Annotated in this window: 16 protein-coding genes; 1 reads left to right on the top strand and 15 read right to left on the bottom strand. The window is 46.1% G+C overall.

Annotation, left to right across the window (positions count from 1 at the left end; translation table 11 throughout):
* The 7 genes from Q5866_RS19010 to Q5866_RS18980 all read right to left on the bottom strand — a co-directional run.
* Positions 1-503: DUF4302 domain-containing protein (locus tag Q5866_RS19010; protein WP_303181877.1), on the bottom strand; the 503-nt coding region annotated here is incomplete at its 3' end.
* A gap of 5 nt (positions 504-508) precedes the next feature.
* Positions 509-1,369, bottom strand: a complete 861-nt coding sequence (locus tag Q5866_RS19005) for a putative zinc-binding metallopeptidase (protein WP_227215065.1) — start codon at positions 1,367-1,369, stop codon at positions 509-511.
* A gap of 25 nt (positions 1,370-1,394) precedes the next feature.
* Positions 1,395-2,954: a RagB/SusD family nutrient uptake outer membrane protein gene (locus Q5866_RS19000; RefSeq protein ID WP_303181875.1), complete on the bottom strand. Its 1,560-nt coding sequence runs from the start codon at positions 2,952-2,954 to the stop codon at positions 1,395-1,397.
* A 33-nt stretch (positions 2,955-2,987) separates the two neighbouring features.
* The gene (locus Q5866_RS18995) at positions 2,988-6,599 is read right to left on the bottom strand and encodes a SusC/RagA family TonB-linked outer membrane protein (protein ID WP_303181874.1); all 3,612 of its coding nucleotides are present in this window, start codon (positions 6,597-6,599) and stop codon (positions 2,988-2,990) included.
* Positions 6,600-6,746: 147 nt separating this feature from the next.
* Positions 6,747-7,937 (bottom strand): FecR family protein, encoded by a 1,191-nt coding sequence (locus tag Q5866_RS18990; protein ID WP_186978555.1) that lies wholly within the window; start codon positions 7,935-7,937, stop codon positions 6,747-6,749.
* Between the two features lie 99 nt (positions 7,938-8,036).
* A complete protein-coding gene (locus Q5866_RS18985) occupies positions 8,037-8,600 on the bottom strand; it encodes an RNA polymerase sigma factor (RefSeq protein ID WP_186978554.1) in 564 nt (187 codons plus the stop codon).
* A gap of 443 nt (positions 8,601-9,043) precedes the next feature.
* Positions 9,044-9,973, bottom strand: a complete 930-nt coding sequence (locus tag Q5866_RS18980; RefSeq protein WP_186978553.1) for a calcium/sodium antiporter — start codon at positions 9,971-9,973, stop codon at positions 9,044-9,046.
* Positions 9,974-10,129: 156 nt separating this feature from the next.
* Here Q5866_RS18980 and Q5866_RS18975 point away from each other — a divergent pair, with 156 nt between their 5' ends.
* A complete protein-coding gene (locus Q5866_RS18975; RefSeq protein ID WP_186978552.1) occupies positions 10,130-11,392 on the top strand; it encodes an Nramp family divalent metal transporter in 1,263 nt (420 codons plus the stop codon).
* A gap of 218 nt (positions 11,393-11,610) precedes the next feature.
* Here Q5866_RS18975 and Q5866_RS18970 read toward each other — a convergent pair whose 3' ends face one another.
* From Q5866_RS18970 to rocD, 8 genes are all read right to left on the bottom strand, one after another.
* Positions 11,611-12,744, bottom strand: a complete 1,134-nt coding sequence (locus Q5866_RS18970) for a TlpA disulfide reductase family protein (protein WP_186978551.1) — start codon at positions 12,742-12,744, stop codon at positions 11,611-11,613.
* Between the two features lie 14 nt (positions 12,745-12,758).
* Positions 12,759-14,138 (bottom strand): TlpA disulfide reductase family protein, encoded by a 1,380-nt coding sequence (locus Q5866_RS18965; protein WP_303181873.1) that lies wholly within the window; start codon positions 14,136-14,138, stop codon positions 12,759-12,761.
* Positions 14,139-14,225: 87 nt separating this feature from the next.
* A complete protein-coding gene (locus tag Q5866_RS18960; RefSeq protein ID WP_186978549.1) occupies positions 14,226-15,608 on the bottom strand; it encodes a RagB/SusD family nutrient uptake outer membrane protein in 1,383 nt (460 codons plus the stop codon).
* A gap of 13 nt (positions 15,609-15,621) precedes the next feature.
* Positions 15,622-18,609, bottom strand: coding sequence for a SusC/RagA family TonB-linked outer membrane protein (locus Q5866_RS18955; protein WP_303181872.1), 2,988 nt, complete (start codon positions 18,607-18,609; stop codon positions 15,622-15,624).
* Positions 18,606-19,094 (bottom strand): SusC/RagA family TonB-linked outer membrane protein, encoded by a 489-nt coding sequence (locus Q5866_RS18950; RefSeq protein WP_303181870.1) that lies wholly within the window; start codon positions 19,092-19,094, stop codon positions 18,606-18,608. The genes Q5866_RS18955 and Q5866_RS18950 overlap by 4 nt, the downstream gene beginning before the upstream one ends.
* Positions 19,095-19,244: 150 nt before the next feature.
* A complete protein-coding gene (locus tag Q5866_RS18945; RefSeq protein WP_186978547.1) occupies positions 19,245-20,390 on the bottom strand; it encodes a FecR family protein in 1,146 nt (381 codons plus the stop codon).
* A gap of 261 nt (positions 20,391-20,651) precedes the next feature.
* Positions 20,652-21,209, bottom strand: coding sequence for an RNA polymerase sigma factor (locus Q5866_RS18940; RefSeq protein WP_186978546.1), 558 nt, complete (start codon positions 21,207-21,209; stop codon positions 20,652-20,654).
* 217 nt (positions 21,210-21,426) lie between these two features.
* A partial coding sequence (gene rocD / locus Q5866_RS18935; protein ID WP_303181867.1) for an ornithine--oxo-acid transaminase occupies positions 21,427-22,403 on the bottom strand: 977 nt, incomplete at its 5' end.

Genomic DNA, 22,403 nt, shown 5'->3' with positions numbered 1-22,403 from the left:
GCGGCAGTGGCTTTCTCCATGTTCAACTCCACCCGTGTCTTTTTCCCGATCAATTCAATCACACCGTCCCCCACGTCTTTCACGATAAACTCGAAATCTCCCTCCAGACCGAACCCTTTATTACCGTCCCGGACGGGAGACGCATACCCCGGGTTCGCCAGACGGTGTATCGGACTGTACGAGTCGAACGTCAGCACCAGCCCCTCCGAGAGATTAAGATTGTAAGAATAATCCCCCACCTCCGTCTCGAAATCACTCGTCATTTCCACCCGGTTTTTCTCCTTGAACCGGAACAGGAAAGTAAAACCGCCATAACTCCCTTTCTGGGGATAATAAACAAACTTCCACCCGTCGGCAGCCCCTCTCAAGGCTGTTTCACATTCCGTCCGAAAAGCCTCTATCCGCTCGCTCGGCAACTCGGAAAACACGTACTCATCATCGTCCGAACAAGCTGTCGCCAGCAACATACCGGCAATCATACATAGATATATCAATTTTTTCATACTCATCAAGGATTAACAATTACACCATTCACCACGTCATTCAAAGCCTGCTCGCATCTCGCCTGTAAAGCGTATAAATCAACATTCCAGTTATCCCGGTAATATACGACCACCATTTCCACCTTCTGTTTCAACTTATCCTTCGCCTCCTGCGAGGAAGGCAAATCCAACATGGCCTCCCAATCCTCCACGCTGTTGGAAAGCATAAACCCTACAATCTCCGCGAAATCCTCTCCCGGTTCACTCATCGCGTAACCGGAAAGAAATCCTTGGTCATAAGCATCCTGATCTTTAATTTTATCCCACTCTTCCACGTAATTGGGCGTGATCGTTTCAAACTCTTTCGGGTACTCGATCGTCTGTGCCGCAATATGGGCAAACTCGTGGTGTACGGTCTTCATGTACCGTTTCAGACGAGTCGCGTTCGTCCGGTCGTACTGGTCTACTTCAAAAATCACGATTTTACGTCCTCCCTCGGCAGTACCCTTGGTCACCGTTCCGCTACTCGTGTAGCGCGAAGAACCGATAAACAACAATTGTTTCGGCGATACGCTCTTGAAAAAGGTTGCTCCGCCGACCTCCATGTAAGGTTCACACCAGATATTCAGCAACACATTTGCCAATCCTTTCGCGTTCTCCTCCTTGGGCGGAGTAAGATTATACCCCATACTGGTCTCGACATCCTTCCACTTGTAAATCACCTCTATGTTATAAGGATCCACAAATTTCTCCTGCAACCAAAGGTCCAACTCTGTCAACTCATCACCGGAAGTATCAAAAATAGAGGGTCCCAGATCATCATCGGAACATGCCGTCGCGAAAGCCAGTAACACGAACAACAACAAGCTAAATATATACTTTTTCATAATCTACTGTTTTTAAATTAATACACTACCGGGGATTAGCCTCTACCCCGAAAGCCTGCGCCTCGGACGGGATCTGTATGGCTCGTCGTAAATCATCTCCCGTGAGCGTGATTGCCGGTTCGCCGGAAACCTCGAACGTGTGAACCACGGGTAAATGAAAACGCTTGATATCGAACCAGCGCAAACCTTCCTGCATAAATTCTTTCCTTCTCCAATCGACCACACACTTCAACATGGACATCTGGTCTTCGGATATCGTACCGGAATAAAAAGGCTGCAGATCGGGATACGCTTCCTGACCGTCGTAAAAAGCCTTAATCTTAGCCAAGTCCACCTTGTAAGGGGTAAAATCGGCATGCGCATCATCATTGTTCACCCGAACCCGTTCTCCAAGATACAAGTTGATATCCTCCAAGGCCAGATCAAACTGATTCTTCATGATATACGCTTCAGCACGGTTCAACAAAGCCTCTTCACTCGATAAAAGAGTGGAAACCGCATATCCAACCCCTGTACTAGCACCGATTGTCGTTCGAATAAACAACTCATCAAACTTATACATACGGGCACAACCAGCTGAATTAGTCGAGATTACAAAAAATGTAGCATATGTCCCGGTCACCGGACTACCTGTCACGTTTTTATCCATGAACAAAGAAGCATGTTCATTCTTCTTCATGCCATAATGCAAACTAAAAGACTGTGCATCCCTCGCCCACCAACTTTTGGCAGATATCATTAGGAATGGCGACGGTTGGTCTACTTTAAAGTATTTCGAAGCATACGCGTCCTTGTCCCCCCATCGCCCGTTCGCTTGAGCGGGATTCCTCAAATCGCGTAACTTGCTTTTCGGACTGTTCCCCAACGCAGCCGTCGCATGCACGATAACACTATCCCATTCCGCCTTATACTGGTAAAAACGAGCCGCAAAAGCGTGAGCCGCCGCCTTCGTGAAATGATACTTCGGCACCTCGTACGATTGATCCTGCAACAAAGGCAACCCCGCTTGCAAATCCTCCTCGATCAGATCATACACCTCTTTCAAACTATTCCGTTTATAATGCACGATTGCTTCCGTTTCCGGTTTCACGCAATACGGGATTCCCAACATCCGTCCCGCCTTATCCGGATCATAATGCTCCGCGAAAAGATTCACCAGAAGAAAATGACAGAATGCCCTGCACACCAACGCTTCACCCTTGATGGCAGCGTACTCCTTCGTGTCCTCTTCATTTTCCAGCGCTTCCAGCACGATATTGGCAGCCGCTATAGACTCGTAATAATTTGTCCACACGTAAACGGGATTATCCGTTCCCGTTTCCGTCCCCTCCTCCCACATGTACATCTGCCTATTCAACGTGGCACGGCTATGCGTTCCGGTTACGAGACGCTCCGCAACATTGTCACTCATCACCTCGCACACGTGATAATAATGTGCCCTCGGGTACGCCGACACCAGCAACTCCTTCATCGCCTCGGGACTGTCCAATTCAGTACGGTTATCCGGGGTCACATCCAGAAACGAGTTACACGCCGTTGCTGACAAGGCTAACATCCCGACCGTTAATATTTTATATGCTTTCATCTTATCTATTTTAACGATTTACCAATCTTTTCATCAAAATCCCACTCTCAGGGAGAACGTCACTTGCCGAGGGACAGGCAGCGCCACACCGCCCGAACGGAAGAACTCCGGATCCTGCCCGTGCAATTTCTTATCACTGTACAACAACGCCACGTTGGACATGATACACTTCAACGACATCGAACTCAATCCGATATTTCTCACCCATTTATCATCGAATTTATACGTCAGGCTGATATCCTTCAACCGGATAAAAGAGCCGTCGGCAATCCGTTCCGTGGAATAATTATAAGCATTATAAACTTTCTTATACTCACTGTTCTTCCGCTCATTCTGGCGAACGGAAAGAATAGCGGGTACCGATGTAATATTCTCGTCGCCCGGAATCATCCACCGGTCGAGAAAATCTTTCGGCATAGCCGACAAATCATTATACTCGCTCTTGAAATAATCGTGTAACCGCACCTTGTTCCCGAACTGATAATTCAAGAAAACGGCAAAAGAGAAATTCCCGTACTTGAACGTGTTTTCAAAACCACCTGTGATCTTCGGGTCTACCGGTCCCTCATATTTCAAGAAGTCCAACTTATTTGTTTCTTGAAAATTAATATCACCAATACAAGGATTACCATCGGAATCCATCACCGTGGGAATACCTTCACTCGTCAACCCGAGGAAAGGAACAGAGAAAATAGCCCTCACCGGATATCCCTGTCGGGGAGCCCCCTCCGCCTTTACCAGATCCATCACGCGGGGACGGGACTCCAGATTCGTGATCTTATTCTTGTTATAAGAGAAAGTCCAGTTCGTCGTCCAACTAAAAGAAGAATATACCACATTCTTCGTGTTCAATGTAAATTCAACCCCGTGGGACCTCATATCCGCGTAGTTCGCACTCTTCGACTGCTGTCCGCCGATGCCGGAAACCCGTACTTTACCGATCAGATCGAATCCTTTTCTCCAGTAGAAATCGGCACTCAGGCTAACTCGGTTATCGAATACGCCCAAATCCATCCCCACGTTCGTCTCGTACTGCTTTTCCCATGTCAGATCCTTGTTTTCCAAGGCACCGATATAAATACTGTTCTCTTTTTCCTGCTGCGTCGGACGTTTTGTTACATCGTTATACAACACCACCCGCGAATTGCTCGACGGTCCCATGCTTGCCGTCAACCCGTAAGTGGCACGCAAAGTCAGGCGGGAAATCTTCTCCAGCGGTTCCATGAACGCCTCGTTCGATATATGCCATGCCCCGCTGACATTCCACGTCGGCAACCAACGGGCGGAAAGCGATTTCCCCAAACGGTTGGAACCGTCATAACGCCCCGTGGCATTGAAAACATACGTCCCGTTGTAACTATACCCCACCGTGGCAAAAAACGCCACGAAACGATCGAACTCCTCTTCCATGCCGTAATAAGACATTCCGGCTTCAATCTGTTGCTTCAACAAATCGGGGTCAAGAAAAGGTACACCCCCGCGATCCCACTGGTAACCGAATCCCTGATTACTGGATTTCGTGCGGTTCGTGTAACGCAATTCCTCCCCTCCCATCACGTTCAACGTGTGTATTCCTTCATTAAAAGAAGTGTTATAATTCACCATTACCCGTTGGTAATAATTCAGCATCGAATTTTCACTCCGGTTATAAAGTCCCCCCTTGGGCATCACCACCTTGGCAGGATATCCCGGCATATCCGGGTCCTCGTACAAAAGCTTGTTCCCGTCCCGAATCGTGGCATCGCCTGCCGCCCGGTAAGCCTCCGCCGCGTTGGAATTATCATACACCCGGTGTTCCCGTGTCGTCTTCACGTAACGAACAGCCCCCAGCACTTTCACGTCCAACCCTTTCAACGGCCGGAATTCCAATTCCGTCTGGAATTTCGTATCCAACATATCGATCTTCAACTTGTTCGTTTCCAACTCGTGCAGAATACTGAACGGGGCATAATTCATCGTGTAATACTCGTAATTACCGTCATCGTCATAAGCCCGCAATGTCCGGCTCGTGTTCAACGCGTAACTGAAAGGGTTGATATCGAAATCACGTTCCACCTCCCCGCTAACGGCATTCGTTCTACGGCTGTTCGTACCCGGTGCATCCTGCATACGCAGTGAACCATTCGTCAACAGATTCACGGTCAACCATTTCTTTATATCAAAAGAAGCATTCATATTCGCCGTGTACCGTTCCACCTTATCCGCTACCGACCAACCGGCATCGTTGAAATAACTCATGGAAGCGTAGAAACGGGATTTATCCGTACCGGAAGACAAACTCACGGAATGCACCTGTTGCAAAGAATTACGGAAAAGAACATCAAACCAGTCCGTGTTCGCCATTTCATACTTTTGCAGGAAAGCGTTCTTCGCTTGTCGTGTATTCTTCAAGCCGAACTTCCCGCTCGTTTCATCGTACATGGAAATCATATCCGCCATCTTCTTGTAAACACCGCCATTTTTCTTCCGGGACACGTCCGCATAATTCAACCACCCTTTCTCCTCCATCTCCTTGTACACCATCATCTGCTCCTGCGAGTTCATCAAATTATATTGCTCGTAATCCGGCTTCATCCGTATCGTGAACTCCCCACTATAATTCACCTTCATCGTTCCCTTCTTCCCTCTTTTCGTCGTGATCACCACCACGCCGTTCATCGCCCGCGCCCCGTACAACGCTGTCGCCGAAGCATCCTTCAATATCTGGAAACTCTCGATATCGTCGGCATTCAAACCCGCTATGGCTGAACTGATCAGGGTCTCCGAGTCGCCCGAGGATAAATCGTCGGCAGAAAGCTCCACCACGTCCTCCAGCACCAGACCGTCTATCACCCACAACGGTTTCTGGTTACCGTTGATAGAAGAAGCACCGCGTACCCTCAACTTCGGGGATGCCCCGAAAGTACCCGAAACATTCTGTATCTGCACCCCGGCAGCTTTTCCTTGCAGCATACGGCTGATATCATTCGATCCTTCCACCATTACATCTTCCGCCTTCACGATGGCTGCCGCTCCCGTGAACAACTTGCGGTCGATTCTCTGGTATCCCGTCACAACCACCTCCTCGATGCTCTTCAATTCCTCTTTCAACACCACCCGTTTCAACGCCGTCGTGTCGGAAGCCGCTATCAACCGCGTCACGTAACCCACGAAAGAAAATTCCAGCATGGTTTTCGGATCGGTTACCTTCACCGTAAACTTCCCGTCCGCGTCCGTCACCGTTCCCCGCACAACACCCTGCCCGTCGGTACCGTTCTCTTTCACCTTTACCGTCGCTCCCGGCAAAGGCTCGCCTTCCTCGTCCACGACCTTCCCTTTCACCGTGATCTCTTTCTTTACCTTCTCGTCCGCACCAAACAGGATAATCGTGTTGTCCTTGATCCGGAACGAAATCCCCGTACCCTTCAGGCAAGCCTCCAACACCGTTTCAATAGCCGACTGCTTCACGTGCAGGGTAATATTCTTCACCCCCATGATCATGCCATCGTTAAAGAAAAAGGTAAAATCCGACTGGCGCTTCACCTGCTCCATGAATTGTGCGAAACTCCCGTTATCCAAGCTAATATCCAGCTTGACCTGTTGCGCGTGTACCGATCCGAAAGACTGGTACACCGTGAACAAGAGGAGTAGCATTGTTACTTTCATAATTCTGCACATTTTTTTTAATGACCCGTTTTTAGGAGGGTCATATTCTCCATTTTTTTTCATACCTTTGTTTCGTTTAAGTTATTATTGCTGATTAACTTACTCTTGAAGCAAACCGCGTGCCCGCGCAGTTTGCTTCTTTTCTATTTATTTTAATACAATTACAATCCTGTCCTTCACTTGAAAGTGAGCGGTCCGGGTAGATTCGATTACCTCCAGAATCTCCGTGAAATCCTCGTACTTCTTCACCTCACCCGTGAACGTGACATCCTTCAACGACTCTTCACTGAACACGACATCCACGTTATACCAACGTGCCAAGCGGCGCAACATATCCTCCAGTCGCACGCTCTTGAACACCAACCGCCCCTTCATCCATGCCGTGTAGATTTCCGTATCCACTTCCCGTTTTGTTATTTTATTCCCGACCAGACAAGCCTGTTCACCGGGTTCCAAGCGCACCCGTTCCTTCGTCCCTTTCACTTTTATCCCCACGGATCCCTTCACGAGTGTTGTCGTGATCTCCCGCTCGTCCTTGTACGCCAGAATATTAAATTCAGTACCGTAAACCCGTATTTCCGCACTCTCCGTTTGTACCTCGAAGCGTTTCTCCGGATCGCAGCTCACGTCAAAGTAAGCCTCCCCCTCAAGATACACTTTCCGGTGCCTCCCGACGAACTCCTCCGGGAAGCGCAAACGACTCTCCGCATTCAACCACACCCGTGTTCCGTCACTCAATTCCAACGAGAACTCGGCGCCTCTCGGAACCGTGATCGTGTTGAACCGTTCTTTCTGCCTCATCGTGCTACCATCCACTTTATACTTGATAATACCGGAGTCCTGCTTTATCGTCACCCTGTCACCCCGGGCAATATGCCGGGAGGACTCCGGCGTCAATTCCACGACCTTGCCGTCAGCCAGTTGAAGAATCGCCTTACTCTCCCCCGCAGGAAGTTCCACCCGAGCCTCTAACCGCGGTTCTGCCGGCAGTACGCCTCGCCCCGGACGGATGTAGAAATAAAAAACAACTGCCAACGGCAATAATATAGCGGCGGCATAACCGACAACACGTGTTACCCGACGCCGTCGAACGGAGCGCTCCAACTGTTTTTTCCGATTTAACAACTCTTCCAAAGGCTCTTTCCGGTTAATCCGCCCGTAGGCCCGCACTTTCTCCGAGAGCATCTTCTCCCCGACAAGCCTGTCAAACAACTCCTTATTCTCCGGAGATACCTCTACCCACTTTTCCAACCATAACTTCTCCGCATCGGTCAACTCCCCCAGTATACACCGGGAAATCATCTCCGACACGCGAAAAACTTCATCTGCCCTGTTCATATTTCTATAATTACGTTTCTATAGAAGAAACACCTCAGGAAATAAAACGGGGGGATGAAAATCAAAAAAAATAAAAGAAATTTACAAACTTATTAGAAATCAAAGAAAAACATACACGAACATACCCATTCCCAACGCCTGCAAACGGGCTCCCAGCCGTTTCTTCCCCTCCTTCTTGTACTCTTTCGCCGTATCGAGCGCTATTCCCATCCGCTCCGCCACTTCCGATATCTTGTACCCTTCCAGTGAAAGCATCATCACGTTCCTGTATTGTTGCGGCAACTCCTCTACCACGTGCATTACCCGCACGTACACGTCTTCCTCCATCACCCTGTCCCAAAAAAGATCCACATCGTCAAATTCCCGTATAACCATCGCCTCGTATTCCTCCCTCACCCGTTCGTGCCGGAGATAATTGAAACACCTGTTTTTCACCGAATTATAAAGATAGACTTTCAACGCAATCATGTTCTCGAAACGCTTCTTCTGCCCCAGCATCGAAATAAAAAACTCTTGAACCACATCCTTTGCCGCCTCCTCGTCCCGAATATACTTCCCGGCAAAAAGCACCATCGGAACATAAAACTGCTCGTACAATATCGTATAAGCCATGTCATCTTCCTTGGCTAAATGTTCTAATAATATTTTTTGCTCATTCTGCATGATCCCTCTTTCAAACACTCGGTTAACAATAAAATATCCGCCATAAACACACGCTCAAATTTCGAAACCAAATTTAAGAAAAATAACTCATACTCTCCAAACAAAGTTTCCTTTTTTGTCCTATATCCGGATTTATTTACCGTCACTTCAAGATACACGTACCCGTGGTTCCCCCGTGGGAACTCCAGACCAGATCCTGACTAAGTCCTGACCAAGTCCTGTATACACAGGAGTTAGTCAGGACTTGGTCAGGAGTTAGTCAATACCTGATAGCCGGGAAACACCCGAAGAACTCCCGTTGAGATAAGGGAGTAATAAGGGAACAAAGACGTTTCACCTTCGATACAAAGACGTTTCAAAGACGTTCACGAACGTAAATGAATGGTCTTTGACTGGAGAGTGAAAAGGATGTGAAAAATGATTACCCCGGTTATAGTATCTGATTACACGAGCAAGTAAAGCGTATATGCCGCATAAATGGCAAACAACACGATTCCCTCCCCCCGTCCGATACGGAAACCCGTGCGCATAAAAGGCAAAAGGAGTAAGGAAGAACCCACCATAACCCCCATGTCCAGCCAATTGATCTGGTTCGTTTCCACGGGAGCGATAGTTGCAGTCAATCCAAGTACCGCCAGTAAATTGAAAATATTCGAACCGACCACGTTGCCGATAGCTATATCCGTCCGCCCCTTGACAGCTGCCACCACGGAAGTTGCCAACTCCGGCATACTCGTGCCTGCCGCCACGATCGTCAACCCGATGACCGCCTCACTCCAACCCAAGGTTTTCGCGATAACCACGGCATTATCCACGAGTAATCCCGATCCCCAGACAAGCAATCCCAACCCCGCGACCATAAACACGATATCCAACACCCAACTCTTTGTCGGTCGAATCTCTTCATCGGTTTCAGCCACTTCACCCCGTTTCGCCTTGTAAATACAATACACCATATACGCGCAAATCCCGGCAAAAAACAATATTCCCGCCCATCGGGCAAATACCCCGTTACGGAAAATGACAACGAACAGAACCGTCGCCAATAACATCACCGGCATATCGAACCGGATCAACCGAGGATTTACCCGCAAGGGATAAATCATCGCCGAAATACCGAGTATCACGCATATATTGAAAATATTCGATCCCATGACGTTCCCCACGGCAATCCCCGGCGTCCCGTCCAACGCGGACTGCACGCTCACGAGTAATTCCGGAGCACTCGTCCCGAACGCCACGACAGTCAATCCCACCACCAGCGGTGAAATTCCCAAACGAACGGCAAGCGAAGAACTCCCTTTCACCAAAAAGTCCGCCCCGAAATAAAGCACCGCGAGCGAAGCAACTACAAGAAGAACCGGTACAAGCATAAAAGCTAAAAGTTAAAAGTTAAAAACTAAAAGTTCGTGTTCACGGAACAATTATTCATCGTTATTCGTACTTTTGAAGTTTCAAAAATAGAAATAAATTTACACTATCAGCTCTTAACTTTTAGTTTTTAGCTTTTAGTTTTTAACTCTATCGGCATGTTAAAGCATTTCAAGGAATTACTCAACACGGCAAAGCATACCCCGAAACTGGGGGGACTGGAAATATTCAAGTATATCGGACCGGGGCTACTCGTCACCGTGGGATTTATCGATCCCGGTAACTGGGCGTCCAATCTTGCCGCGGGAGCTGAATTCGGTTATGCCTTATTGTGGATGGTTACACTCTCGACAGTCATGCTTATCGTCCTGCAACACAACGTGGCGCACCTCGGGATTGCCTCCGGATTGTGCCTTTCGGAAGCCGCCAGCGAACACTTGAAGCCCCGCTATGCCAAAGGCATTCTCTATTCCGCCATGCTCGCCTCCATATCCACCTCGCTCGCCGAGATTCTGGGCGGTGCCATTGCCTTGCAAATGCTGTTCGATATTCCCGTACGTGCCGGCTCCTTACTCGTATTGGTGTTCGTGGTAATTATGCTTTTCACGAATACTTACCGGGTGATCGAGAAATGGATCATCGCTTTCGTGTCAATCATAGGCTTGTCATTCATATACGAACTTTCACTGGTAGACATTGACTGGAACGAGGCACTTCCCGCGTGGGTAACGCCCGCTTTCCCCGAAGGCTCCATGGTCGTGATCATGAGCGTGCTCGGTGCCGTGGTTATGCCTCACAATCTCTTCCTGCACTCGGAAATTATCCAGAGCCGACAATGGAACATACAGGACGATAAAATCATCAAGAAACAACTGCGTTACGAGTATGCCGACACGATACTCTCCATGGTCATCGGTTGGGCAATCAACAGCGCCATGATACTGCTTGCCGCCGCCACGTTTTTCCGTAGCGGAACTCCCGTCACGGAGTTAGAGCAAGCCAACTCATTACTCACGCCGCTGTTGGGTAATAACGCCGCCCTAATCTTTGCCGTGGCACTTCTGTTTGCCGGAATTTCCTCAACCATCACTTCCGGCATGGCGGCAGGCTCTATCTTCGCCGGCATATACAAGGAGCCTTATGATATTAAAGACAGTCACTCCAAAATCGGCGTACTGTCTTCCCTTATTCTCGCCTTTGCACTAATCATGTTAATATCCAACCCGTTCCAAGGACTGATTTACTCGCAAATGGCTCTTAGCGTACAACTCCCGATCACGATCTTCACGCAGGTACACCTTACCTCGTCCTCCAAGGTCATGGGAAAATACAAAAACTCCACTTACACGAAATGGCTGCTGTACGTCATCGGGGGAATCGTCACGGCATTGAACGTGATGCTGTTACTCAGCTTCTTCTAAAAGTTCCTTTAAAGAAAAGGCTGTAATCCAACTCCCCCTCTGTTTATAGAGGGAGTACCCCGAAGGGGGGAGGGAGTTCTTTTCACTATATTCAAAAACTCCTCCGGCACTCCGTGCCACCTCCTCTATAAACAGAGGAGGAGCTGGAATACAGTCTTCAACGCTAGAGAAGCAACCTGTAACCTGCAACTTGCCGCAGGCAACTCTTAAATCTCAAATTAAAATCTCATCAGCTCCTCAGGTACCCGTACCAACTCCTCCCCCCGCAACTCTTTCGCCAGAATCTTTCCGTCAGGGCTGACCAGAATAATGTGCGGGATACCCTTGATGCAGTAACGCTCCATCACATCATCTCCTTTTTCCAACATCAAGTGTTCCCAATAACTACCATCCTCGTGAATAGCCTCGATCCATTTATCCTTATACCTGTCGGAAGAAACACCTAATATCTTGAAATTCTTTCCCTTGAACTGTTTCAAGGCTTTCAGTAAAGCCGGAGTTTCTTCCCTACACCAATGGCAATAAGAATTCCAGAAATCAACCAACACGTAATTCCCCCGGAAATCACTCAATTTCACCGGATTGCCCAAAGTATCCAGACCTACAATTTCGGGAGCCTCGTGACCAATGGCGCAATTTTCGTACAAGTCCAACTTCTGTCCCATCTTGGGCAGATAAGAAGTATTCTTCGCATCTTTCCCGAAACTATCAATATACGCTTTTTCCGATACGATCGATTCTAACGTCGGGAAATCCTTACGCTGAAACACGTTATAATAATAAAGATACATCCCGAAAGGGTTCTCCATATTCTTCTGAACGTATTCTTTTACCAATTCCCGTTCTCTCTCGCTTCCCTCGTCATAATAAGGTTCCGATTCTTCTTTTATCCGTTTCATTTCTTCCCGGTTTCCTGCTTCCCTCGCTTTATAAAAGAGCGCGTTCAACGAATCTTTGATTGCCCCGAAAGTTTCGGCATACATACGTTTTTTAAACTCCCGGTATTTCTTGTCTAACGGAGAACCTTCCACAGACCAATCGATCTGTTCTTCCGAAATCGACTCGGGTTTCAATTTGATTTTGTTCCCGTCCAAGAAGAAATAACCGCCATGCCAAGGGGTATCCCCGATAAAATATAACTCCGGTCGGGCATCCTTCACGACAAAAGTAAATTGTCCGTTCTTCACCTCGGCAGAATCAATCACTTGATGTATACCCCGGTATTCATGCACAACCTCGCACAAGTATATCTTGTTAATATCCAAAGTTCCCGTATTCCCGGTTATCGTTCTCTGCCCGAAAACATAAACAGAGAAAATACATAATATCAATACAACAATCCCTTTTCTCATTTTACACGCTTTTATTATTTCAAAACAGCATCCAGCAAAGCGGTAATACCCTCTTCCGACGGACGGGGAGCATAAGCATTCACGATCTTAAAATCCTTGTCAATCAATATAAAACGAGGTATATACATGATACACCACTCGTCCTTCAACGCTTGATCATGTGATATATACTGCGGTAAATCCTTGTGATGATTTTTCAAGTAAGACAACCACGTGGATTGACGTGCATCCGTGGAAACCGGGATAAACACGATATCTTTCCCCTCGTACTTTTTACTCAAAGCCTCGAACGCGGGAGATTCCTGTATGCAAGGTCCGCACCATGTCGCCCAGAAATCGAGATAGATAGCTTTTCCCCGGAAATCACTCAATTGTTTCGTGTTGCCGTCAACATCCTCGATGACAATATCAATGGCCGGCTGTCCTTCTACCAATTTTCCCGCCTGCCCGGCCTTATATTTTACTTCCGTGGCGATATCCCGATTCTTAGAGCGAGCGATAAAGTCATTCGCTTGTCCCACGGTTTCGGGCGTCACTTCCCGGCGCAAACTCTCTACTTTTTCATAAGCCTCGTAAAGCTCTCCGGTTCTCTCCGGCAACACGATACCCTCGAACCATCCGAATTTATCCCCGTTAGCATAAGAAAGTACATCTCTCACGACGGCCACATTCAATAATAGGGTATCGGTCAAATCCTTGTACATCCGGTTCAATTCCGGTGTAATGGTCGCGAAATGCGCGTTCTGCATTTTCTCCAACTGCTCCTGTATCGCTTTTTGTTCCTCCGGGGTTGCTTTTTGGAAAGCTTGCCAATCCAGACGGTATTCTTTCCCGTAAGAAGCGTAACTGATATAACTATTCACAACGTCCGCGACAATCCGGGCATTCTCCATTCTCTTGAAATCCGGGGATACGTTCTTCAGGTTCTCCAACTCCGTTTTCCGAACAGCGGCAAGACTATCCACCAGAAGTTTCGTTGTCGGGAAATCCGTTCTCACGTTAGAACCGCCTTCCAGAAAAGAACCGCCTTTCGGGAACAATCTCTTCTTCATGTAATTGTTCGCCTCTGCCCCCACACCCTTAAACGTAGCCTCTTTATTACTTTCGGTAATATAAACTTCCATATCATCGCCGGGCGTCAGGTAAAGCGTGTTACGGCTTATCGAGAAATACTCCGGTTTCTTCAACTCGATCACCGTATCGAACATCCCGTTTTCATCCGTGTGCAAAATAATATCCCGACTATCCCCAATCATGGATGCCGTTCCGTTATAACGCATCACTTCCGAAGGTGTCATTCCCTTCAATTGTCCCTTCAAATGAACGGTAGTCTTTTCTTCCTTGCAGGAAAAACAAATAACCACCATGATAAATAAATATACAATACTTTTCATCCTGTTTCAATTTTAATACGTGGTAAAGGAAGAGCTGAACTACTCACCCTCTTTGGGATGTGTCGCCAGCTCCTCCCCCCATAAATTCTATCTCTCGTTAGGCTCCATGTTCGGATTAAAACTCAACACCTTGGGCGGTATCGGGAAAATATACCTCGGACTATTCGCTTCCAACGTGTAAGTCTGTCCGTTTGCCACGTGCGTTATCGTCTTCGCGTAACGAGGCTCCCGATTCAATCGCTTCAAGTCAATCACCCGGGTACATCCCAACATACACATTTCCTTTCTTCTCTCGGTCAACACCTTATCCAAAGCCTCTTCATTCGTTGCCGCACTTTGTGACTGATACCCGACAATCCGGTACTCCAACAATTGATCCAGATAAAGCATTGCCTGATCTTTACTTCCCACCCGGGCTTCGCACTCCGCCGCGATCAAAATAACTTCCGGCACAGACATCGCCATGTTAGCGTAAATATACGGTAACCACAAATAATTATCGTAATTCACCCCCCAAGCATAGTTGGAGAAGAAAAGCTTAAACCGCATATCATTATCGTGATCGTACAAAGCCACCAGTTCGTCGGAACCGAAAGCCGTACCTGAAAAACCAAATGTCCACGGGGCTAAACGGATATAAATATTCTCCGGATTATCCGCGCCATAAGGAACATCTATACGACCGATACTTTTTTCCGGGTCAACCACAGAATAATTCTTCAAATCGAGTAAAGAACTATTCTCTGCCAAAGACTGTTTGGCATATTTCAACGCCTCGTTATAATCTCCCATATATAAATACATCCGCGCCAACATACCCAATCCCACGGGTTTGGAAGCCCGGTAGGCTGTCTTCTGTTTATCCGGCAAATAAAGAGCTGCCGTGTCCAAGTCTGTCAATATCTGATCGTACACTTGCTGTACGGTTGCCCTCTCCAAATTGGACTTATTAATATTCTTGTCCAGCATCAACGGTACTCCCGGATCAGTAGCGGCTGTATTCTTGTTATAATGATTCGCGTACGCGTTTACCAAGGTTAAATATTCAAATGCCCGTCCCAACAAAGCCTCTGCACGTAGGGAACGTTTTTTATCCAACGTGACATCTTCCACGTTCATCACATCCTCAATGATTGTATTGTAATAATAGATGCGATTATACGAATATTCCCACAACCCATCTCTCTCCGCATCCCCGAATATCTCCGCTTGAAACGTGTATAAATTCCGATCAGGTACTTCCAAATCATTGAAATTAACATCCCCGTCGTCCGGCAAATACACGTCGTCTGTCATAAAATTCGGGTATGAGTCGGAAGCCTTCAACAATTGGGCATAATTGATCAATTTCTCGTAATCCTCGTAATTTTTCGGAATAACAATTCCTTTCGGTTGGAGATCCAAAAAACTGTCACACGAGATAAAACATCCCGTAAGACACAATAATAATAAATATATCTTGTTTTTCATAATGCTTAATACTTTAGAAAGTTACTGATACACCTAACGTACAAGTTGTCGGGACAGGCAAAGTTCTGGCACCCCAACCATAACCGGTGGTCGTGTATGCCTCCGGATCAAGGTCGCTATTGTTAGCCACCCAGCGCCATAAATTACTAACCTGACAATTCACGGACATACTTTCCAGACTAAACTTCCGAATCCACTCTCTCGGTAAATCGTAAGACAAAGTCACATCACGCAATTTGATATAATCTCCTTTGATAACATGCGTGTCAAGTGCATACCATACTTGCTTCATCGTGTAGGAAGCACTCCTGTTCATGGCAGGCGCAATACCCTTGATATTCTCGTCTCCCGGTTTCCGCCAATGGTTCATTGCTTTTTTAGAGATATTACTTGTTACACTACCCGTCAAGTAAGGAGATATCTCATCTCTCAACACGTGTCCGCCATTATATATAAACATAAACGACAAACTCCAACCTTTGTATCTAAATCTATTAATCAACGAAGCCGTGTAAGGTGGACGCATCGTTCCCGAATACTCCAATTCCTCGATCGACCCAACATTTGAGACCTTCTTACCATCCTTATCATACACTAACGGAGCTCCGTTTTCCGGGTCAAGTCCCGCGGACTGGTAACTGAACAAACTGTACATCGGTCGTCCCTTCGTGTGTACTACTCCTTGCACGTAAGAAAATACAGTAGTACCACTATGTTTCATCTTGGTTATTTTATTTTTATTGTACGAGAAATTCAAATTAGTCCGCCACTCAAAATCGGGTTTTGAAATATTAATACTTCCCAATGCCACTTCAATACCCTTATTATTCAAACTACCGTAATTCACCTTCAAACTACTCCATCCTAACGTCGGGTCCGTATCTCGATTTCCTAACAAATCCGTACTCTTGCGAATATAGTAATCTATCGTTCCGTTCAAACGGGTATTAAACATCGTGAAATCCACTCCGATATTTGTGACAGCCGTCTTTTCCCAACGCAATTCCGGGTTAGGCGGACTCGTGATGTTAGCACTAAAATCCCCCGTCCAATTGTTATAACCGTAATCCTCCACAGTCAAATAAGGTCCGGTTTCTTTCGATACATTACCGTTTATACCGTAAGTTAAACGTAAATTCAAACGATTGATCCATTTTACATTACTCATAAATTCCTCCGACGCCATAAACCAACTGGCACCCACCGACCACAACGGGCGATATTGGTATTTCGGGTCCGTACCAAATAAATTGGATTGATCCACACGAATACTCCCGTTAATAGAATAACGATTATTATACGTGTAAGAAGCATTACCGTAAAAAGAAACGTAACGGTCCTCGTCCTGCGAGAAATAATTCCAATCCCAATCAACCCAATTATAAGAACCGGAAAGAGCCTCCGTTCCGCTTATCGGACTCATTTCATTAGGGTTAACCGGTTTATAACTAAGACTGTGATCGTCATATCCCATCTTGTAAACACTTGTCTTTGTATCTCGTATCAACCTACGTTCCGCACCTGCCAAGGCTGCCACACCATGCATTTCCTTAAACACCCGGTTAAAATTCACTTGACCTCTCATCGTGTAAGAGTAAATATCTTCTTCTATTTGTAACAGTTGTCCACCAGAAGGAATGTTCATGGTAACTTCTCCGGTTTGCTTGTCTACCGTGGATGCATCGTTCACCATATTCCTCACGTAGTAAGAATCTTTATCATACAACTGTCTATTTTTGATCTGTGTGTTCTCCGTCTGATACCTCAAATCCACTGTCAATCCTTCGATAATCTTCACGTTAAACCCTGCCTGCAAACGATAGTAAGACGATTTATCCTTGTAATGTTTACGCTCCAACTCTTCCAGCGGAACATATCTCTCGTTCAACAAACCAAGACTCTCCAAACGATCCAACTCGTAATCCGATTTACCTTTTCTCCATTCCCGGGGACTTCCGTCATCATTTCTCAACATCTGATAGGAAGATCCTCCCGTGTACAAGGACAACTCTGTATTACTCCGGGTTCCAGAACTACTTATATTGTCAAAACCGTTCTTTCCGCTATCCTTCGTGAAACTACCGATCACGCCAAAATCTGCCGATAACCAATCGAAGAACTTCACGTTTTCTTTCAACGTGAAACCGATTCTCTCGTCACTACGATTTTTCTCGTAAGGATTATTGCCGTAATAATTCAACGAAACCAAATAATTATTTTTCTCCGTTCCTCCCGTGAGCGACAGATTGTGCTGATGCGTGATCGCCGTTCTTAGAAATTGATCCTTAACTTGATTCTTGTTATTGGCATTCCGGTACACATCTAATTTTTGCTGCAACTCGGTTTCTCCGATTTGTCCCTGCTCCGCCATATACAACAACTCCGTCACCTCATTCAAAGCATTCCGCTTGTTCAAGTTAGCATAAGGAGTATGATAATACTCGAACCCTTCCACTTGTAAATCCACTAGTTGCGAACTATTCATCAATTTCAGGTAATCCAAATCCGGAAGCGGTTTGAACTTCACGCTACCATCATACGTTATTCTAGTCTTACCGCTTCTCCCACCCCGGGTAGTAATCACGATCACCCCGTTAGCCGCACGTGCACCGTAAATAGAAGCTGCCGTCGCATCCTTCAACACGGAGATATTCTCCACGTCCGCCGGGTTAATTGCCTCGATCTTACCCTCGTAAGGAACTCCATCTACTACATATAGCGGATTCCGGTTCCCGTAAACGGTAGATACTCCCCGGATACTCACCTGTTTGTTATAATTTACCAAACCCGTTACCAATCCCTCGATTCGGGACATGATATCCGTTTCCATCTTACCCTTATAATCTTTCGTCGTCACGACCGAGAATGATCCGGTTGCTCTCTCTCTTGAAATCTTCTGGTACCCGGTTACGATCACCTCATCCAGATTCTCCGCCTCATCCTCCATGACCACGTTCACTTCTTGCTGCTGTTGCCCTACCGTGATCTCTTTATTTTTCATTCCCACGAACGAACCAGCACGATAGTCGAATCGGGATCACATTTCAATTCAAACTTCCCGTTGACATCCGTGGCGACTCCCGTTAACGTTCCTTTCACCAACACGGTAACACCGGGTAACGGTATCCCCTTGTTATCCTTCACGGTACCCCTTATCAACCGTTTTTCCTGTGCTGCGGTTTTCTCTCCTTTCGCGCGAATCAGAACTACATTATTAAAAAGTTCGTACTCCAAATTCACTTTTCCCAACACCATTTTCAACACACGTTCCAACTCCATGTCTTTCACCTTCACGGAAACAGTTCCAGCCTCCCGTACCAGTGCGGAATTGTACATGAAACGGACTGTTGTCTGGTTTTTGACAGCCTCCACAAACTGTTCAACCGACACGCCCGCCAAATCCAAAGTCACCAGACTTTGCTGTGAATAGACATGCGCTGACAGATTCAGACTAAACAAGAAAACAAATACGATACAACATTTCATAATCATTAAATTTTTCTTGTACCTTTTTAATAGGTCGGAAAACCTAATTAATCGCTTTTTTTTCATACTATTGTACAATTTATATTAGAAATATAGATTCACGGGAGCCGGACACCGAACCTGAGAAATTTGTTGCCCGGTTTCCCTTTTTTATTTAAACAAAATCACTGTATGCCCTTTTATATCATAATGTACATCTTTTAATCGCTCCAATAACTGCAAAAAAGTATTGATATTATCATACCGTTCCAAGCTACCCGTGTACTCCAAATCTCTTAGAGAATCATCCTGAAAAACGGCTTCTACCCCGTACCAACGTCCCAAAATATCCATGATAGCACCTAACGTCCTATTCTTAAAGACAAACAACCCGTCTTTCCATCCCACGTATTCCTCCACGTCCACCGTTCTTTTTTCCAACACCCCGGAAATGTGAACAACAGCCTGTTCGCCGGGAGCCAACAGCATATCTTCGTTATTTCTCGATGTAAACCGTACTTTACCGGATACCAGAGTCGTGTATCCCTCCTGTCCTTTATAGGCTCTTATACCAAACGAAGTTCCTAAAACGGTAATATCCCCCGTTTCCGTTTTAACCACGAACGGACGGGAATCTTTTTTCACGTCAAAGTATGCCTCCCCGTAAAGTTCCACGTGGCGGGTATCCCCGTTAAAACGAACCGGATATTTCAATTTGGAATCTGCGTTCAACCAAATCTCTGTCCCGTCGTCCAAACACACGTGACATTCCCCTCCTACCGGAACCTCCAACTCATTATATAACTCTTCCGACGTAGCCACCTCTGAAGAATATGAAAGATAACCTTCTTCATATTTCAAGACACTTCCTCCTGTTTCCTCGATCTCCAGACTCTCGCTACCGATAGGAACCATTCTCCCGTCTGCCAGTTTCAACATGGCAGTCTTGTTACCCGGGGGAATAATATGTTGTGCTGCGACCTGTTCTTTCACGGGTTCGATATTTTGTTCTCCTTTATATACAAGCACAAAAGCCAGAATAATCGCTGCTGCCACGGAAGAAGTCCACGCGATCAAACGACGATTTCTACGCTGCCGATGATAACCTTTCAATTTATTAAAAGCCGGTTTATACTCGTACTCGTCAAATTCTCGGAACTTTTCAACAAGAAAGGTTTCATCCGACAATTGTTCATAGGCCTTTTTTAAAGAATCATCGTCCAGAATCCCTTTCAACTCCTCCCCTTCCTCTCCGGTAAGGGATGAAGTAAAAGATTTTCGGAACAATTCGATCACTCTATGCAAATCCATTTTCATTCTTTATATTTTAGTCTGTCATATAACTCTTTAGCCACATCTCACGCATTATTTTACAGTATCAATAATGGATCGTTTTTTAATAGAAGCGATCTTCACAGTTAATAATAACATGTTAAAAAGTAAGCAATTGAAATCAAGTGACTTGCAAAAAAGGAAAAAATGAGTTTAGAGTAAAGTAGAAACCATTAAAAAACGATCGTTTAATTGTATAATACATGAAAGTACCAAGAGTATGACAAAAAAGGAAAGTTTTTTCAATTAAATTAAAAATAATAGAACGGAGTCCTTCAACTTCTCTCGCAAATACTTGAAACTCCGGTTTTTTTGTGTTTTAACCGTGTGAATGGTCACGCCTAGTTTTTTCGCAATTTCCGGTCCGGAAAGTCCCTGTACACTCAATTCGATAATTTCACGGGCACCTTTCGGCAATTCCTTTATATAGTAGTATAATTGACGTAATAATTCATCCCGGACGGTTACCGCGAACATTTCATCAGAGAATTCCTCCTCAATTTCCAACACGATTTTCTGCTCGATTTCTTTGCGCAAACGGACATTCCGATTGTGAATCAAAGCATTATTATAACACGCCTTATAAAGATAAGACGTCAACTCCTTCATGTCCGCAAAACATCTGGAAGACTTCCACACCGCGACCAAAACATCCTGCACAATATCCTGTGCCTGATCCCTATCTCGTGTGATTCCATTCACATACGAACAAAGCACGGCATAATACGCCGCGTAAAGTTCTTCCCACGCCCTCATTTCCTTTCTATTAACACCTTCTAATAAAGCCTCGAAATCAATTGACATAAAAAGGATGTTTTAATCTAACAAATATACACTGAAAATTAATTTTTTCAACAATATGGATAAATAAAACACAAAAATAGAGGTGTGTTTGACACACCTCCAGTCTGTAAAGTCCATAAAGTCGAACCTTCGGTTCCTAAAGTCCGTAAAGTCAATGAATATCAACAAAACAATGATTTGACCTTACGGACCTTATAGACCTTACGGACTTTATGAACTACTCAAATTCCTTCAACGTCTTCTCGATAACTCCGATTGCTTCCAGCAACTGTTCCTCGTTGATAACCAGAGGCGGGGCGAAACGGATGATATGATCGTGTGTCGGTTTTGCCAACAAGCCGTTGTCACGGAGTTTCAAACAAACATCCCAAGCGGTCTTGCCGTTTTTCGGGGTAACCACGACGGCGTTCAACAAACCTTTACCGCGCACGAGTCCGATCATATCCGATTTGATCTGTCCCACGCGTTCACGGAATATCTTACCCAATCTCTCGGCATTCTCGGCAAGTTTCTCGTCTTTAATCACTTGCAATGCAGCCATGGATACCCGACAAGCGATCGGATTACCGCCATAAGTGGAACCGTGTTCTCCCGGTTTGATCGTCATCATGATCTCGTCGTCTGCCAACACGCAGGAAACGGGCATCAAACCGCCGGAAATAGCTTTACCGAGAATCAACACGTCGGGACGTACCCCCTCGTGATCGCACGCCAGCATCTTACCCGTGCGGGCAATACCGGTCTGCACCTCATCGGCCATAAACAACACATTGTGTGCCTTACACAAATCATAAGCTTTCTTCAAATAGCCCTCGTGCGGCACGTAAACCCCGGCTTCTCCCTGAATAGGCTCCAACAGGAATCCCGCCACGTTCGGGTCTTTTAAAGCCTCTTCCAACGCGGGAATGTCATCGTAAGGAATACGCACGAATCCGGGTGTAAACGGTCCGAATCCGGCATACGAAGAGGGATCGTTGGAGAGCGTCACGATAGTAATCGTACGACCGTGGAAATTGTTCTCGCACACGATAATCTTTGCTTGATCGGCAGGAATACCTTTCACGTCATATCCCCAACGGCGACAAAGTTTCAGGGCTGTCTCGTCCGCCTCTGCACCGCTATTCATCGGCAGCACCTTGTCGTACCCGAAATACTTGGTGATGTATTCTTCCCACTCTCCCAACACGTTGTTGT

It is taken from the genome of uncultured Butyricimonas sp. (assembly GCF_959596855.1).
Classification (GTDB): domain Bacteria; phylum Bacteroidota; class Bacteroidia; order Bacteroidales; family Marinifilaceae; genus Butyricimonas; species Butyricimonas muris.
Note: the sequence above shows the minus strand (reverse complement) of the source record. Positions and strands in the feature narration are given on the sequence as shown.